The following is an 18,311-nucleotide window of genomic DNA, read 5'->3' on the forward strand; positions in this document are numbered from 1 at the left end:
AGTGCTGCTTTTAATGTTGATCCTGTTCTACTGGTTTTTGTTGTTCATTCATCATATGGGCCACTGCACTATCCGGCATCAGGTTGGCTCCGGTGATCATCGCTTTATTTTTAAAGCCTGATATTACGTAGTCTTCTCCCGCCATTAAGGCTTCGTAACCATCTTTAGCAACATCAACAGGGTCTGATAGCGAATCTTTGTCCTGTACTATCCTGCTTTCGTTCATGCCGGCTTTATTAAAGAAATCGGTATCCGTAGCGCCCGGCAATAAGGCTGTGAATGTTATGCCACTGTCTTTCATTTCCTCGCGTACAGCTAAGGTGAAAGAATATACAAAAGCCTTAGTGCCATGATAAACTGCTTGCCATGGCCCGGGCACCTTACTAGCTATGGACGCCAGGTTAAGCACTTTACCTTCGCCGCGTGTAAGCATCTGGTTAACAAAGTGCTTGGTTAATATTACTGTAGAGCAAATGTTGAGGTGAATCATGTCCAATTCACGCTCAAGGTCATTGTCTTTAAACAGGCCGTACAAACCTTGCGCGGCATCGTTCACTAATACATCAACTTGTTGTGTTATTTCGGTACATAAAGCTTTGGCCTCGTCCATAATTGAAAGGTCTTTGGCAATGGTAGATACTTTAACGCCCATTGCACTAAGCTCTGCTGATGTGCTGTCTAATTCCTGTTGATTACGTGCAACAATGATGAGATTATACCCATCCTGCGCAAATAACTTTGCTAATTCTTTGCCTATACCGCTGGTTCCACCGGTAATTAGCGCTGTTTTTCCTTGATTTTCCATGGTAGATAGTAGTTTTAGTAGTTTTAATTTGATTTATTCTCCGGGTTTGAGCACCACTTTTACACAGTCCTCTTCTTTTTCATCAAATATTTTGTAGCCGTGGGCTACCTGGCTAAGTGGTAAACTATGCGTAATGATATCATCTAAAACCACCTTATCCTCTTTTACCAGATCAATTAAATGATCGATGTAATTCAATACAGGTGCCTGTCCCATTTTAAGTGTGATGCCTTTGTCAAATAGCCTGTGCAATGGGAAGTTGTCATAAGGTGAGCCATAAACCCCTACTATTGATACTGTACCCATACGGCGTACCGCTTTAAAGCAGAGGTCAAGAACCTTCATGCTGCCCACTTCAAAGTTTACAGCAGACTTTATTTTATCGAAAACCCCGCGTTTAGGTTCAAAGCCAACGGCATCCACACAAACGTCGGCACCGCGGCCATTGGTCATTGCACGGATGGCTTCAACTACATCAACTTTATCAGGATTCAAGGTATCTACCTTGTTTACGGCTTTGGCTTTCTCCAATCTGTATTCCAATGGATCAATAGCTATTACACGGCTTGCTCCATTGAGCCATGCCGCTTTTTGAGCCATTAAACCAACCGGGCCCGAACCAAAAATAGCCACTACTTCACCTCCCTTTAGCTGTGCCCAATCAATAGCCGACCAGCCAGTAGGAAATATATCGGTAAGAAAAAGTACCTGCTCATCGCTCATATTGTCCGGCACTATCCGCGGACTAATATCTGCGTAGGGCACTCTCACATATTCAGCCTGTCCGCCTGAGTAGCCACCGTACAGATCGGTATAACCAAATAATGCCGCACCTTTCTGATCGGTCAGATCACCGTTAGGGCCATAATGCTCGTAGTTGGAATGTTCGCATGCTGGTGATGCGCCATGGGTACAAAAAAAGCAGCTGCCACAGGCAATAGGGAAGGGTACAACTACACGGTCGCCTTTTTTAAGGTTCTTCACTTCTGCGCCAACTTCTTCTACAATGCCCATAAACTCATGGCCCATTATCATGGGTTCGGGCTGTGGTACACCACCGCTTAGAATGTGCAGGTCAGATCCGCAAATGGCAGTTGATGTTACCTTCAATATTACATCGGTTGCCAGTTCAATGCGTGGGTCGGGCATGGTATCATAACGGATATCGCCTGGTTTGTGAAATACGGCTGCTTTCATAGTTAGTATCTTAATAATTTTAGATTAATAAATTTTCTTTATAGTAATTCAACAAAACAGAAATGATTTGTTTTTTAATAAAAATGAAAATTTACCTTTTTGAGGAGATTTGATTCATACACAGGCGAAAAGCACGTAAAACGCGCACCGGGCGCAGGTATTAATACTTGACCGTATGTTCAGAAAGTATTGAACGGGAAAAAAATGAAAAAACGGTGTGTTAAACCAGTGGTAGGCTGAAGTAGAATGTTGAGCCATGCCCGCTTTCGCTCTTCACCCCAATTTCGCCATCGTGGCGGCGAATGATCTCGGCACTTAGATACAAACCAATGCCAAAGCCGGAAATATGACGGGTGTTGTTACTCTCCACCCTGAAATAGCGGTCAAAAACTTTTGCCTGGTCTTCGGGTGATAAGCCTATACCTTCATCTGTTACGCTTACCACTGCTTTGTTATTTTCGATGCCACATTTAATTTCTACATCTTTGCCCTTTGGCGAGTATTTAATGGCATTGCTGATGAGGTTAGTAAGCACTGAACCTATTTTATCGGCATCTGCATTGATCATAATATGATCGCACAGATTATATTTTATGGTATGGGTTGACGCTGTAAAAGCTATCTCTTTTACAACTTCTTCTACAAGGTCATGCAGGTCAAATTCTTTTTTATCTATTAAAAGTTTTGCCGATTCAAGCCTTGATACATTTAAAAAGCCGTTGATCATAGTTGCCATTCTTTTCACCTGCTGATTAGCTTTACCCATAGCGCCTGCCAAAAACGGGTCTTCACTATTTTTTAACTTGGTGTTGGCCACCTGAACAATAGCCGTGAGCGAGGTGAGTGGTGTTTTCAACTCATGGCTCACCATGCCAATGAAATCGTTTTTACGTTGTTCGTCTTCCTTTTGCTCAGTAACATCATTAGTTATACCTGCAAAATATGCTTCCGAATTTTCTCCGGCTTGCTGATACGTGCCTATAGAACGTAGCCAACGCTGTTTGCCATCATGGAAACCGGTAACCGGGAAGGTAAGATCAAAGCGTTTGCCCCTTATTATGGCAGCTTCAACCATGTCATTAGCCATTTGCCGGTATTCCTCCCTGATCTGATTTATCAAGGCCTGTAGAGACGGCTCTTCGTCGCTTTTAAAGCCATAAAGTTCTTTTAAACGCGGCGAAGCGTAAAACTCCATGGTTCTTATATTGATGGAATAGGTGCCTGAATCTGCGGCTTCAATGGCTAACCGCAGGGCAACTTCACTTTCTTCAATTTTTTTACGGGCATCTAAAAGTTCCTTATTAACCAGTGCCAACTGGTTATTAGCTGCAAGTAATTCTTCGTTTGAAGCGGCCTGCTCTTCATTAGTAGCAACCATTTCTTCATTAATAGCCTGCAATTCCTCCGAACTTTTAGCCAACTCATCCTCCATTATTTTGCGTTCGGTTACATCACGAGTGGTGCCGGCAATGGCTTCAACCTCGCCATGCTCATTTAGTACAGGTATAAGTATATAGTCGTAAATGCGTTTACCAAATTCGGCGTGCGGAAATGCAACTTCACCACGTAAAGGCTGTTTTGTAGCAACTATTCTATCAGTTTCGCGCTCGTGCATGGTGGCATGCCATTCCTCGTAACCATGATCGCGGAAACCTCTGCCTATTGCCTGCTCCCATGTTTTTCCCCACATTTTTAACAAGGCATGGTTAACATAGGTAAATTTGTAATCCAGGTCCCAAACGTACATAAGGTCGGGCGTACCCGCAGTTATCGTTTCATAGATCCTTTTCTGGCGATCAGCTTGTTCGGTTGCTTCACGCAGTTTGTGTTGTGCTTTTATCAGTTCTGTTACGTCAAAAACAAAATTGACTATGCCGTCAATATTTCCGTCGTGATCACGCCGGGCCTGAAAGCTGAAATTAAAATACCTTTCGCGGGTAGGGCCGCCTTCATATTCAGCTACCGGAATCAGCATTTCATTCATTTTGAAAGTTTCTCCGGTTTTATAGACACTTAGTAGTGCGGTCTGAACAGGCGTTCCTACCAATTCAGGCAAGGCTTCAAAAATAGAGCGACCTGCTAAGTTACGGCCCGGCAGTATTTCCTGATAGGCGGGGTTAACCATTTCATAAATTAGCTGCGGTCCCTGCAAAATGCATATGCCTGCCAACGCTTGCATGAACACACTTTTTAAACCGTCGCGCTCCTGCTGAAAATTTAGTTTAGATGCCTCTTCTTTTTTGCGCTCTATAACATCTTCTGTTTTTTCCAAAGCCCATATGGCAAGTTTAATAACCCGCCCATCTTTATTTTTTATAGGAGAATAAACCAGATTGATATAAATTTTTTGCTTACTGCCATTTCTCTCTATGGCACGCTCTACTTCATTAGCATGAAAAGGTTCCCCGTTTTTTACCACACCTTGCATGGCGTCTTCGTACCTGCCTCTTGCTTCAGGAAAGATGTCCCAATAAAAATTTCCAATAATTGCCTCGGAAGATTTCCCTGCCACCGCTATAAATTTATCATTTACCAGTTCGGCAACTAAAGTATCTGCATTGAGTATACAAATGCCAACAGGCGCTGATGAGATGGTTGTATAGAGGCTTTCTTCGTCGGCAAACAACATAGCAAGGCTGATTCGGTTTAAATGCTATCAAATTAACTAAAAAACAAGGGTTTTGTTTAGAACGAGAACCGTTTACTTAAACAAAACCTTAGTTACAACATGCGGTTGTATAGTAGAAAAACGTTTATGACTAATTATTACTCAGGAACAAGCGGACTGGTTCTGCCGGTACCCAACAAAACTCATTACCCTTCCGAATTTAAGGAGAAGAGCAGGTTGTGCTATTATGCCTCTTTGTTTAGCAGCATTGAGGTGAACTCATCTTTTTACAAAATTCCGCAGGCTAAAACCATCGCCAAGTGGACTGCCGATGTTCCCGACGATTTTAAATTCACTTTTAAGTTATGGCACGGTATAACGCACGAAAAAGGGCTAATATTTAACGAGGATGACGTTAGTCGGTTTATGAAAGCCATTGATGCAGCGGGAACAAAAAAAGGTTGTTTGTTGGTACAGTTTCCGCCGTCAGCAAAAGTTAATTTAATGCCTCAACTGCAACACTTATTAAATACATTGTTTGATACCGATATAGATTGTACCTGGAAAATAGCTTTAGAGTTTAGGCACAACTCCTGGTATACAGACAATCTGTTTGAATTTGCAGAACAACACAACCTCAGTGTGGTGTTGCATGACATTCCGGCATCAGCTACGCCTTTAGATTTTAATGTTATAAGTGAAACGATTTACCTACGCTTTCACGGACCGGGAGGTAAATATCGCGGAAGTTATGACGATGATGTACTATATGAATACGCCAGCTATGTTAATGAGTGGCGGGAAGAAGGCAAAACTGTTTATGTGTATTTTAACAACACTATGGGTGATGCTGTACGGAATCTTGAAATGTTGAACAGGATAGTTAAGGGAGAAGTTTAAATGGGTCGGACTGAATGCCAAGTCCGACCCATTTAATATTTATGCGTTTTTTAGCAAATAATCTTTAAATCCTGCAAAGTCTTTACTCAACTCAACTGATTGTTTTTCCTTAGCCTGCAAGTCTTTTACCTGCTCAGGTATTTCTACATGCGCGGCAATTTCGTCGGTATAAACGTCTGGGAATTTACATGGATGCGCAGTTGAAAGGAAGATGCCGTTATCATCTCCGCCTTTTTCCTGGTAGTCTTTCAATGCTCTCCAGGCTATGGCAGTATGCGGACAAGCAACATACTTGTAGGTATCATAAATGCTTTGTATAGCAGCGGTGGTTTCTTCATCAGTATACCTGTAGCCGTGTACCAGAGATTTTAACTGATCTGCATCATCTTTAAATAGATCGGCTATACGCACCCAGTTGCTTGGGTTGCCCACGTCCATCGCGTTTGATAATGTCGCAACAGATGGCTTAGGTTCATAAACACCGGTTTTTAAAAACTGCGGAACGGTATCATTAGCGTTGGTAGCTGCAATAAAGCGCTCAACAGGCAGGCCCATTTTCCAGGCTAACAAACCAGCGCCTAAATTGCCGAAGTTGCCGCTCGGCACAGAAAATACAACTTTACTTTTTCCTTGCTTAAGCGCTTGCGCATAAGCATTGAAGTAATAAAAGCTTTGCGGAATTAAGCGGGCAATATTAATTGAGTTGGCTGACGTTAAACGGTATTTCGCATTCAGTTCAGCATCAGTAAAAGCTTGTTTAACCAGTGCCTGGCAATCATCAAATGTGCCGTCAATTTCTAAAGCGCGAATATTTTGCCCGTTAGTGGTTAGCTGCAATTCTTGAATGTCGCTTACCTTTCCTTTAGGGTAAAGGATGGTTACGCGGGTGTTAGGAACGCCTAAAAAGCCTAAAGCCACAGCACCGCCGGTATCGCCCGAAGTTGCCACCAATACATCCAGTTGTTTTTCGCCTTCCTGTAAAAAATAGCTCATTACGCGGCTCATAAAGCGCGCGCCAAAATCTTTAAATGCTAATGATGGTCCGTGAAAAAGCTCTAATACATACACCCTATCTTCCAGCTTTATAATAGGCGCATAAAAGTTTATGGCATCGTAAATAATAGCTTTCAGATCATCAGCCGGAATATCATCTCCCAATAAATTTTGCGCTACATGATAGGCAATTTCGGGTAGTGTGTAACTGTCAATGTTATTCAGAAAAGTATCGCTCAAACGCGGAATAGATTCGGGCATGTACAAACCTTTATCTTGCGGCATGCTGTTAAAAACAGCTTCTTTGAAGCTTACTCTTGAATCCGGGTTATTGGTGCTGTATAATTTCATTTTATTTCGGATATCGAATTTTCGATTTCGTATTTATTTATTGTTGATTGTCATTCTGAGCAGTAGCGAAGAATCTTGTCCATTTTGCTAACCGGCGGCTCGCAAGGCGTAACTGTCGGTTCTATAAGATCCTTCGCTATCGCTCAGGATGACAAATATTCACTCAATCACTCATTCATTAATTATATTACCTTCGGTCCCGCATCATTAATTGGCGATACATAAGCTTGTGAACCAATTTTTATGCCCGTTAAATGCTTTTGCAGTTTTTGGGTAATAATACGTGCTGTTTCTTCGTCTTTTGTGAACGCAAAAACTGATGGTCCTGAGCCTGAAATGCCAAAGCTCACTGCTCCCGTTTCCATAGCAATCTCTCGCATTTTGTAAAAATCAGGTATCAGCATAGAGCGTACCGGTTCAACCAGTACATCTTTCATGCTGCGACCGATCAGGTCAATATCACCCATAAACAAACCGCTTACCAGTCCGGCAATGTTCCCCCACTGTGTAACAGCATCTTTCATTTGTATTTTATTGCGGATGATCTGTCTTGCCTCGCGGGTAGGCACATCCACATCAGGGAATACTATCGCACAATACAATTCTTTTGGGTGCGGTAATCTTACAACGTCTAATGGTTCATAGCTTCGTACCAACACAAAGCCGCCAAATAGGGCAGGGGCTACGTTGTCAGCGTGGCCATGACCGCAAGCCATTTCTTCACCTTTCATGGCAAAAGGTAGCAGGTTGATAGGGTCGCTGGTATCGCCTAATAAAGTTTTTATAGCGAAAAGACCGCCAACTGTACTGGCTGAACTCGAACCTAATCCGCTGCCAATGGGCATTTTTTTATGCAACTCAATGTCCAAACCAATATCCGCGCGACCAATGCTTTGCAGATAATGCTTTACACTAACGCTTACCGTGTTTTTATCAGGATTAAGCGGCAAGCGGCCATCGTCACCGGTAATTTTGCTGATGGTGATGCCGGGTTTATCAGTAATCCGCATTATGACTTCATCACCAGGTTCGTTAACGGCAAAGCCCAGCACGTCAAAACCACATACCACGTTAGCAACGGTAGCAGGGGCAAAAACGCGAACCTCTTTTTCTGTTATATTAAATGCTGGCATTTTATCCGACATTATTAGTTCTTCCATTTTAATATGTGTTGTTTTCTATATCAGCGGGTTACTCGCTTCAATAAGATCCTTCGCTATCGCTCAGGATGACAAATTTGTTTAATCTATCATTTGCAAATCCGCACATCAATTTGTACCTACATTTATCAAATCAGCAAATACGCCGGCCGCGGTAACTTCCGCACCGGCACCAGGGCCTTTAACAACCAACGGTCGCTCTTTGTACCTGTCAGTAGTGAACGATATAATATTATCACTGCCCGATAGGATAAAGAAAGGGTGATTTTCGTCAACCATTTCCAGTGTAATGGCCGCTTGTCCGTCCTCCAATATGCCTATGTATCTTAAAACTTTGCCCTGGCTTTCGGCTTGTGCTTTCAGGTCTGCAAAGTAAGCATCTTCTGCTTTTAAGGCAGCATAGAAATCATCAACCGATGCGGCATCTAAACAAGCTTGCGGTAGTATGCTGCCAATTTTAACATCAGCTGCTTCTAAAGTGTAACCGGCATCGCGGGCCAGAATCAACATCTTGCGCATAAAGTCGGTTCCGCGCAAGTCGTCCCTCGGATCAGGTTCGGTATAACCTTTTTCCTGTGCCAGTTTAACCACATCGTGGAAGCTAACCTCACCTTTAAAGTTGTTAAAAATGAAGGATATGGTGCCTGATAGGATTGCTTCAATACGCTGCACCCTGTCGCCGCTGTTCATCAGATCTTTTAATGTACGGATGATAGGCAGGCCTGCACCAACATTGGTTTCATAGAAGAAATCAACACCGTGCTGGCGGGCTGTATCGCGGAAGGTTTTGTACTGCGCGTAAGGACCAGAGTTGCCAATTTTATTGCAGGTAACAATAGATATGGTTGATTTTAATACATCTTCATAAAAAGCAATTGGCTTCTGGCTCGCTGTGTTATCAATGAAAACACAGTTAGGCAAATTCATGCTCTGCATTTTAGCAATGAAGCCGGCAAGGTCTGCCGCCTCGTGTGATCTTTCCAGTGCGTCTTCCCACTCATCCAGATCAATTCCATCACTGTTAAAGGCCATTTTGCGGGTATTGCTTATGCCTGCAATTTTAACCTGTACACCGTTGTTCTCTTGCAAAAAGGCTGCGTGAGCATTTAACTGATTGAATAACGTTTTGCCAATGTTACCTGTACCCAGGCAGAATGCATGCAAGGTTTTGGTCAGTTCAACAAAGAAGGCATCATGCACGGCATTTAGTGCTTTAGCTAAATCGGCCGCAGATATGATTACCGAGATATTGTATTCTGACGAACCCTGTGCAATAGCCCTAACGTTGACACCATTACGACCGAGTGAATAAAACAACTTGCCTGATACACCCGGGGTTTCCTTCATGTTCTCGCCAACGACGGCTAATATGGCAAGGTCTTTCTCTATGGCGATGTTTTCGAGTTTTTTAGCCATTAACTCCAGCTCAAACTCTTGTTCGATTACATGGAGTGCCCTTTCTGTATCTGCAGGAGATACAGCAAAAGTAATGCTATGTTCTGATGATGATTGGGTGATCAGTATCACGTTGATCTGCTCGCGGGCCAGTAATGAAAATAATCGGCCACTGAAGCCTGATTTACCCACCATGCCGCTGCCTTCAACGTTTAAAATGCTGATATTATTGATGGATGATATGCCTTTTATTGGCAGGTTAGATGCCTTGCAATCATGACGAATGAAGGTTCCTTTAAAGTCCGGCTCAAACGTGTTGCGGATAACAATAGGTATCTTCTTCATGAACGCCGGGATCATGGTAGGCGGATAAATTACCTTTGCACCAAAATACGACAGCTCCATGGCCTCGGTATACGTCAACTCCGGTAAGCTGAATGCTTTTTTAACCATGCGTGGGTCGGCGGTCATCATGCCGTTCACGTCGGTCCATATTTCAATTTCTTTGGCATTTAAAGCTGCGCCAAAAATAGCTGCGGTGTAATCGCTGCCGCCACGACCCAATGTGGTAATTTGTCCCTGCTCATTGCCTGCAATAAAGCCTGTTACAAATAACATTTTTTCTTTATTGCCATTGTAAAAACCTCGTATAACCTGCTCGGTCATTTCGGTTTGTACACGGGCATTTCCAAAACTGCTGTCGGTTTTAATTAATTCTGATGCATCAACATAAATGGCTTCAGGAAAATATTGAGCGGCAATTTTGCTCACCATTAAAGTTGAGCAACGTTCGCCAAAGCTTAGTACCAGGTCGCGGGTTTTAGGGGTAAGTTCGCGCAGGGTTAAAATGCCTTGCAGAAGTTCCTCTAAATGATTGAAGTTGATTTTTAGGCGGGTAAGTGCCGGGTTTTGGTTTTGTATCTCCAGTAATTCCTTAACCGCATCAAAATGACGGCGTTCCAGTTCAGCTAAAGCAGCAGTAAAATCAAGTCCTGCCGCAGCTTGCTCGGCCATATCGATCAACATGTTGGTAACTCCGCTCATGGCAGATAGTACCACTATAGGTTTTTCGCCTGAGGTAGCTACCTCGCGCTTCAAAATATCTATTAAAGTACTTATGCTCTGAACAGAACCTACGGATGTACCGCCAAATTTTAAAATCTTCATTATAACAGCTATAAACAAAAACGCCTTCCCCGGTATCCGGAGGAAGGCGCTCATGTGGTTTTCTTTATTTGGGTTACACCATACGCTTACCTTCCTCCGATGTTGATGCCGGTGGTAGTAATGGTTGTTGTTATGGTGTTAATTGTAATCATTTTTATTGTGTGGCAAATTAAACGGTTATTTTTCTAAATAGCAAAAATTAACTTGTTATTTTTTATAAAGTCTACAGACTTTGTATAGGTTGCTTGTGTAGTGCTGTTTTATAACGTTTTGCCAGAAAGCCAGTGGCTAAATCAAGGTCAATGTCAACCACCAAAACGCCAGGTACGGTGTAAGGCTGATGTGCCACATAACTGCCATCAGGCGCTATAACGGTACTGGCCGATTCGGGGTAGTTAAATGCATAATTAACGCTGGCAAAATAAATGCTGTTCTCAATAGAGCGCATCATCATGGCCTTTTCGTAATAAGGACTGTTTTTATCTCCCCACTCTTTGGGAACAGTACCGCTTTTATTGCTGCCTGCCGCGTGCGGATGAAAAACAATCTGCGCGCCTTTGCGTGCCGCCCATCTTACAGTTTCGGGATAACGAAAACCTTCATGGCAAATACTAATGCCAAATTTTAAGCCATTAACTTCAAAAAGGCGTCGCTCTGTGCCGGCTTCCCAAATATTGTCTTCACTGGGGTCCAACTGCACTTTTCCCTGATAGCCCATCCACTCGCCGGTTGATGATATTACCTGGGCAACATTCAGGTATTTACCGTTATCATACCAATCCATTGGTAGTATAATGGCCAGATTGTTCTCTGAGGCAACGGTCTGTGCTTCTTTAAGGGCCTGCTCCAGTTGTTGAGGCGTGCGTTTTTCTATTTCAAATTCCTCATAAGGATAGCCGGGAAGAAAAGATTCCGGGAAGCAAATGATCTTAGCCCCCTGAGCCGAGGCTTCTTGCGCCATTTGTTTAAGCTGATGCAGTCCATCATTTACAGAGGTTGGAAAAGTGGGAGATGCTAAAGCAATTTTCATATTAGCGGTGTTAATGCTTAAAGATACGCAACAGGTTTTAAATTTATACCTTTACAGCCACATGCAGGGATTAGTTACCAAGTCTACCGGAAGTTGGTATCAGGTGCAAACACCTGATGGGGAGCGATATAATTGTCGAATAAAAGGCGTTTTCAGGATAAAAGGGATCAAAACAACCAACCCAATAGCCGTTGGCGATGTGGTAGACTTTGAAATAGAACCTGACCAGGAAACCGGCGTTATAGCACATCTGCATCCCCGAAAAAATTACATTATCCGTAAATCGGTCAATCTCTCTAAACAGGGGCATATCCTCGCTGCTAACCTTGACCAGGCATTACTTATAGTAACGTTGGCATCGCCACGAACATCATTGGGATTTATTGATCGTTTTTTGGTTACTGCTGAGGCTTATGACATTCCTGCGGTATTGGTGTTCAACAAACTGGATATGTTTAGCGAGGAAGGGTTGGAAGTATTGGCAGATTATAAATCTGTTTATCAGCACATAGGTTACCCTTGCTTTGAGGTATCAGCTTTGCAAGGCACAAATGTTGATCAGGTGCAACAGCTGCTAAAAGATAAGGTAACGCTGCTATCAGGCCACTCGGGCGTAGGTAAATCAAGTTTGATCAACGCTTTATTGCCCGACCTGGGCCTGCGCACCAATCAGCTATCTGACTGGAGTGATAAAGGTATGCACACTACTACCTTTGCCGAAATGTTTGAGCTGCCGCAGGGAGGTTTTATTATTGACACCCCCGGCATACGCGAATTAGGCATTATTGATATTGAAAAACCGGAACTGGGCCAGTTTTTCCCCGAAATGCGCCAACGCATGAACGATTGCCGTTTTAACAATTGCCGCCACATAAACGAGCCCGGCTGCGCAGTGCTGGAAGCATTAGAGGAAGGTGAAATTGAACTATCCCGTTATGAAAGCTATTTGAGCATTTATAATGGGAATGATACGAGGGCGTGAATAGTCTAACTACGCGGCACAACAATTATTTTATACACTCTCGAATCGGTGTTGCTAAGCATATTCAAAGTGCCATTTTTCCAAAACACCGCTGTACCCACAGGGGTTTCTCCTCCGACATAAACATCATCAGAATTTACAGCAATTGAATACACGTCAGAGGCGGAATTTGCATCAGAAAGCCTTACCGCTACGCCGTTTTTCCAGTAGGTAACTACTGCATAAGAATAGGGAGAGTAGTGCGAATATCCTGCCAGATATATATCATTATCATGAGCAGCAATTGCATATGCTACAGGTATTACAGTTTCATCTGGCAGTACAGATGGGACCCCATTTTTCCAAAAAATAGCGGTGTTTACGTTTTCAGCAGCTAATGACTTGCCTCCTACTATAAAAACTTCACCATTGTTTGAAGTAACGTCATTAGCCACTGAAGCGCCGCCCGGCAGTATTGTTTCAATTCCGTTTTTCCAATAAACAGCTTTTGTTGTTGAGTTAATACTATTCGTTACATAACCAACAATATATACGTCGCTACCATTAATGGTAATACCCTCTGCAACTGCGATATTACCGGAATAAGGAAGTGTTTGCCCAATTCCGTTTTTCCAAAGGATAGGGTACCGTCCACCTCCTGTTTGATTTATGTTCCCAATTATATAAACATCGTTACCAGATAATGCAATGCCAGTTGCACCGCTGTAATCTACACTATCAGCAAGTTTCGCGGCGATGCCGTTTTTCCAATAAGTAATAACTCCTTTGCCGGTAGCTGTTAAAGAACGTCCAACAACATGTACGTCTCTTCCTTTAACTGCAATAGATGTGGCTTCTGAAAGGGAACTGAGTATTTGTGCTACTCCGTTTTTCCAGATGGTAGCTACATGTTTATTACTAACCGTTGTATAGCCAGCGATATACACATCAACTTCTTTTTTTTCATCCGGCTTATTGCCGGATTTTTTGCAGGAAGTAAAGCCAGAAGTAAGTAAAATTGAAATAAAAATGACTAAATATCTACGCATAAGGTGAGGCTATTTTGATTGTAAATATAAGTTTTATCCCCTAAAACCACATAAAATAGCGCCATTGTATTTGTTATGCCGTTGTTAGCATTGTTTTTTGTTAAAAACTCAAAATTTACTCACAAAAGCAAACTAATTGGCTAAATTTTAGCCATATAATGCTAATATTAATAACTTTGCTAACGTTTTTTAACAATAACAATGAAAAGAGATAAACTAATATTTAAGCTGTTAGACGAAGAGCAGCAGCGCCAGGAAGAAGGTTTGGAACTTATTGCATCAGAAAACTTTGTTAGCTTACAGGTGATGGAAGCAGCAGGTTCTGTTGCTACCAACAAATATGCCGAAGGCCTTCCGGGTAAGCGTTATTATGGTGGCTGCCAAATAGTTGATGAGATTGAAACCATCGCTATTGACCGCGCTAAACAACTGTTTAACGCCGAGTGGGTTAACGTGCAGCCGCACTCAGGCGCGCAGGCTAACGCCGCTGTAATGCTGGCTTGCTTACAGCCCGGCGACAAAATATTAGGTTTTGACCTTTCTCATGGTGGTCACTTAACGCATGGTTCGGGTGTTAACTTTTCGGGTAAACTTTACGAGCCGCACTTTTATGGCGTTAAAAAAGAAACCGGTTATGTTGATTACGATCAGTTGAAAGAGGTTGCCCTGCGTGAAAAACCGAAGATGATCATCTGCGGTGCATCGGCTTACTCACGCGATTGGGATTACGCTTTCATTCGTGAGGTTGCTGATCAAATTGGTGCAATTGTACTGGCAGATATATCTCACCCGGCAGGTTTAATTGCACGCGGTTTATTGACAGATCCGCTTCCGCATTGCCATATTGTTAGCACTACTACCCACAAAACCCTTCGTGGCCCACGTGGTGGTTTGATCATGATGGGTAAAGACTTTGAAAACCCATGGGGCTTAAAAACACCTAAAGGCGAGATCAGGATGATGTCAAACTTGTTGGATATGGCTGTTTTTCCCGGTACTCAAGGTGGCCCGTTGGAGCACATTATTGCCGCTAAAGCTGTTGCTTTTGCAGAGGCTTTGTCTGACAGTTATTTGAAATACATAGTACAGGTTAAAAAGAATGGCGCGGCTTTGGCTAAGGCATTTATTGAACTTGGATACGAAATTGTATCGGGCGGTACAGATAACCATTTGGTGTTAATTGACCTGCGTAACAAAGGGGTAACCGGTAAAGCTGCTGAGAATGCTTTGGTGAAAGCTGATATCACTATCAACAAAAACATGGTTCCGTTTGATGATAAGTCGCCTTTCATCACTTCAGGTATCCGTATCGGTACTGCTGCGGTTACTACCCGCGGTATGAAAGAGAAACAGATGGAAGCTATTGTTGCCTTGGTTGACGAGGTAATAAAAGATCCGGAAAACGAACTTTCTCTAAATAAAGTACGTAAAAAGGTGCATAAGTTAACGGAGCAGTTTCCGTTATATGCTGAGAAAGATAAAGAATAAATGATACAAAGGCAGGATAACCAAACAGACACAGAAGCTAAGCGGCTTGAAGCCCTTAACTCCTACAATGTTTTGGATACTTTGCCCGAAAAAGAATACGACGCAATTACGCGCCTGGCATCTTACATTTGCCAGGCGCCTATTGCACTAATTACCCTTATTGATGAGGAAAGACAGTGGTTCAAGTCATCAATAGGTATTGATATTGACCAGACCTCTCGCCAGGACGCATTCTGCAACCAAACTATACTTAGCGACGAAATTTTAGAAATAGATAACGCAGAGGAAGACGAGCTATTTAAGAACAATCCTTTTGTTACAGGCAGCGCCCATGTGCGGTTTTACGCCGGAGCCCCTCTAATTGATCCCGAAGGGCATCGTTTAGGTTCATTATGCGTTATTGACACCGTGCCGCGCAGTTTGAATGAACAACAGCGTGATGCCTTGCGCACTTTAGCAAGTGAAGTGATGTCGCATCTGGTATTGCGAAAGCAAAAACGCGAGTTGGAAAGATCACTGGAGATACACAAGCAATTTTCCACGCTTTTTAATATCTCTCCGGAAATACACTACATAGCCGGTGCAGATTCATCCATAGAGTTTATTAATGATGCTGTAACAGGTATATTAGGCTACACTCCTCAACAGGCCATTGGCAGATCGTTATGGGAGTTTGTGGTGAGTAAAAACCGTGAGCAGTTTTTACCACTTATTGAAATGGCGGTAAAAACAGGTCTTCCCTTTGAACTGGAAACGCAAACTATTTCTTCCGGTGGCGAACCTAAATGGATTTCCTGGTGTGCCGTTCATAAAGCAGGTAAATGGTACGCCAGCGGTAGGGATATTACCTATCAAAAGCAAGTTACACAGGAGCTGGAGCAACTATCGTTAGTTGCAAGCAGCATGGTAAATGGTTGCAGCATTAGCGATGCCAACGACAATGTTATATGGACCAACAATGCGTTCAGCAACATTACCGGTTATGATTTTAATGATGTACAAGGTAGGCGCCTTAAAGATGTTTTAGTGCCAGATGTTAACGATACCGAAAGCACCAGGCAGTATAATGAGAAGATCGAATCAAAAAAGGCATATTCTGCACATGTATATGCCACCCGTAAGAATGGTGAGCAAGTTTGGCTTTCTGTAATTACATCCGTTACTTATAACAATAATGGTGATGTAGATCGTTACATTAGAATAATATCAGATATAACATCGCGCAAAACAACACAACATGACCTTGAGATATTGTCGTTTGCAGCACACAAATCTCCAGCGGGTATGCTTACGCGTGATGCCGAAGGTCACGTTTTATGGATGAATGAAGCGGTAGAAAAAATAACCGGATATACGCTTTCAGAAATGAAAGGCAAAAAGTTTGGTACTACATTGCTTGGGCCTGATACTGATATGAGCGTATTTCAAGGTGCTTTTGAAGCATTTAATCAAGGCCGCCCATATGATATTGAAATATTGATATACAGAAAAGACGGTGCACCACGTTGGGTAAACCTATCCAACAATCCGCTTAAAAATGACAAAGGAGTAATTGAACGGCAGGTAGGGGCTGTAATTGATATTACTGAGCGGAAACACGCAGAAAATGAATTAAAGCTCCTTTCGCTGGTGGCAAGCAGCATTAATAGTGGCGTGGTAATTAACAACAGCAAAGGTGAAATTGAGTGGGTTAACCCGGCATTTGAGAAAATTACAGGCTACAGTTTTAAGGATGTAACAAAAAAACATTTGGGGGATGTAATTCAGGGTGAATTAACGGATACCTTTATTATTCAAAATGCCCGTGAACTCTCAAAAAATAAAAAATCGTTCGAAGTTGACCTGCTGGCTTACCGTAAAGATAGAAAACCGATGTGGATCTCTGTGATCAATTCGGTGATTTTGAATAAGAGCGGCGAAGTTGAAAAGTACATTGAAGTTATAATTGATATAAGCGCCAAAAAGAAGGTTGAACTGGAGCTGATCACAGCTAAGGAAGAAGCGCTGCAGTTAAGCAGGGCTAAAGATATGTTCATATCTGTAATGACGCATGAGATCCGTACCCCGCTTAACGCGGTTATAGGAATGTCTCATTTGCTGCAGGAAGCCAATCCCGATCCCGCACAAAAGGAAAACCTGGACATACTCAAATTTTCTGCAGAAAATTTGATGCTGCTTATCAATGATGTGTTGGATTTTACCAAAATAGAAACCGGCAATATTCAGCTGGAAAAAGCCAGTGTTGACCTAAGGGATCTGGTTCAGGGCATTACGGGTTCTATGCACTTTAAAACGCAGGAAAAAAGCATTCAGCTTATACAAAAAATAGATGAGCAGATACCTGGGAATATTATTGGCGACAGAACACGGTTGGCGCAAATATTACTTAACCTGGTAAGCAACGCGGTTAAGTTTACAGATGCTGGCAGCATTACAGTTGAGCTAAAGGTAATTGAGCAAAACAATAACGATGTGCGCATACGTTTTGCCGTGGCTGATACAGGCATTGGTATAGCAAATAACAAATTAAATACGATATTTGAGTCGTTTAAACAGGCCGAGGCCGATACCACACGCAAATATGGTGGTACAGGTTTAGGATTGGCCATAAGCAAAAGGCTGATAGAGCTGCACGATTCGCGTATTAACGTGGAGAGTACATTAGGCAAGGGGTCAAACTTTTGGTTTACGGTAACATTTAAAAAGGCAAACGGAGCAGAAAATAATAACATCAACGTGGAATCAGGTTTAAATATTAATGTGCTGGTGGTTGACGATAACCAGATTAACCGCTTACTGATCAATAAAATACTTACCAAATGGGGAGCTACTGTTGATTTTGCCGAAAATGGCTTACAGGCGGTAAATAAGGTTGAAACCAACAATAACTATGATGTTGTGCTTATGGACATACACATGCCTGAAATGGGCGGACTGGAAGCCACGCAGGTTATCCGCTCAAAACCTGATGCCTACTTTAAACAACTCCCTATTATAGCATTGACAGCATCAATGCTTACCAACCAGATGAGCCAGATAGGCGATGCCGGGATGAATGATTATATTTTGAAGCCCTTTGAACCAAAAGCGCTTTTTGAAAAGTTAAGCCGCTACCAAAAATCTTAGCAGTGTTGTATTGGCTATGCTGTAGCACAAAACTGTATAGTTTTGGGTGCAATTGTATGTTTTTGACAATACTATTGAGCT

The 18,311-nt window shown here is 42.6% G+C and carries 12 protein-coding genes; 4 read left to right on the top strand and 8 right to left on the bottom strand.

The window, feature by feature from the left end; translation table 11 throughout:
* Positions 1-10 precede the first annotated feature (10 nt).
* From CLV57_RS04245 to CLV57_RS04255, 3 genes are all read right to left on the bottom strand, one after another.
* Complete coding sequence (locus CLV57_RS04245; protein ID WP_100340097.1) at positions 11-805, bottom strand: SDR family NAD(P)-dependent oxidoreductase; 795 nt, start codon at positions 803-805, stop codon at positions 11-13.
* Positions 806-838: 33 nt separating this feature from the next.
* On the bottom strand, positions 839-2,002 hold the full coding sequence (locus CLV57_RS04250; protein WP_100340098.1) for a zinc-dependent alcohol dehydrogenase: 1,164 nt from the start codon (positions 2,000-2,002) through the stop codon (positions 839-841).
* A gap of 220 nt (positions 2,003-2,222) precedes the next feature.
* Positions 2,223-4,631: a PAS domain-containing sensor histidine kinase gene (locus tag CLV57_RS04255; RefSeq protein WP_100340099.1), complete on the bottom strand. Its 2,409-nt coding sequence runs from the start codon at positions 4,629-4,631 to the stop codon at positions 2,223-2,225.
* 126 nt (positions 4,632-4,757) lie between these two features.
* On the opposite strand from CLV57_RS04255, the gene CLV57_RS04260 reads away from it, so the two are divergent.
* The gene (locus CLV57_RS04260) at positions 4,758-5,510 is read left to right on the top strand and encodes a DUF72 domain-containing protein (protein ID WP_100340100.1); all 753 of its coding nucleotides are present in this window, start codon (positions 4,758-4,760) and stop codon (positions 5,508-5,510) included.
* Positions 5,511-5,549: 39 nt separating this feature from the next.
* Here CLV57_RS04260 and thrC read toward each other — a convergent pair whose 3' ends face one another.
* The 4 genes from thrC to CLV57_RS04280 form a co-directional block, all read right to left on the bottom strand.
* Positions 5,550-6,854, bottom strand: coding sequence for a threonine synthase (thrC, locus tag CLV57_RS04265; RefSeq protein WP_100340101.1), 1,305 nt, complete (start codon positions 6,852-6,854; stop codon positions 5,550-5,552).
* Positions 6,855-7,036: 182 nt separating this feature from the next.
* Positions 7,037-8,014: a homoserine kinase gene (locus CLV57_RS04270; RefSeq protein ID WP_100340102.1), complete on the bottom strand. Its 978-nt coding sequence runs from the start codon at positions 8,012-8,014 to the stop codon at positions 7,037-7,039.
* Positions 8,015-8,122: 108 nt separating this feature from the next.
* Positions 8,123-10,576: a bifunctional aspartate kinase/homoserine dehydrogenase I gene (gene thrA, locus CLV57_RS04275; RefSeq protein WP_100340103.1), complete on the bottom strand. Its 2,454-nt coding sequence runs from the start codon at positions 10,574-10,576 to the stop codon at positions 8,123-8,125.
* 223 nt (positions 10,577-10,799) lie between these two features.
* Positions 10,800-11,606 carry a carbon-nitrogen hydrolase family protein gene (locus CLV57_RS04280; RefSeq protein ID WP_100340104.1) on the bottom strand — a complete coding sequence of 269 codons (807 nt, stop codon included), beginning with the start codon at positions 11,604-11,606 and terminating at the stop codon, positions 10,800-10,802.
* Positions 11,607-11,667: 61 nt separating this feature from the next.
* On the opposite strand from CLV57_RS04280, the gene rsgA reads away from it, so the two are divergent.
* Positions 11,668-12,588, top strand: a complete 921-nt coding sequence (rsgA, locus tag CLV57_RS04285) for a ribosome small subunit-dependent GTPase A (RefSeq protein ID WP_100341304.1) — start codon at positions 11,668-11,670, stop codon at positions 12,586-12,588.
* Between the two features lie 5 nt (positions 12,589-12,593).
* Here rsgA and CLV57_RS04290 read toward each other — a convergent pair whose 3' ends face one another.
* A complete protein-coding gene (locus tag CLV57_RS04290; protein WP_100340105.1) occupies positions 12,594-13,616 on the bottom strand; it encodes a hypothetical protein in 1,023 nt (340 codons plus the stop codon).
* A 201-nt stretch (positions 13,617-13,817) separates the two neighbouring features.
* On the opposite strand from CLV57_RS04290, the gene CLV57_RS04295 reads away from it, so the two are divergent.
* Positions 13,818-15,104 carry a serine hydroxymethyltransferase gene (locus CLV57_RS04295; protein WP_100340106.1) on the top strand — a complete coding sequence of 429 codons (1,287 nt, stop codon included), beginning with the start codon at positions 13,818-13,820 and terminating at the stop codon, positions 15,102-15,104.
* Positions 15,105-18,230 (top strand): PAS domain-containing protein, encoded by a 3,126-nt coding sequence (locus tag CLV57_RS04300; RefSeq protein WP_100340107.1) that lies wholly within the window; start codon positions 15,105-15,107, stop codon positions 18,228-18,230.
* The last annotated feature ends 81 nt before the right edge of the window (positions 18,231-18,311 follow it).

The sequence above is a fragment of the Mucilaginibacter auburnensis genome (genome assembly GCF_002797815.1).
Classification (GTDB): domain Bacteria; phylum Bacteroidota; class Bacteroidia; order Sphingobacteriales; family Sphingobacteriaceae; genus Mucilaginibacter; species Mucilaginibacter auburnensis.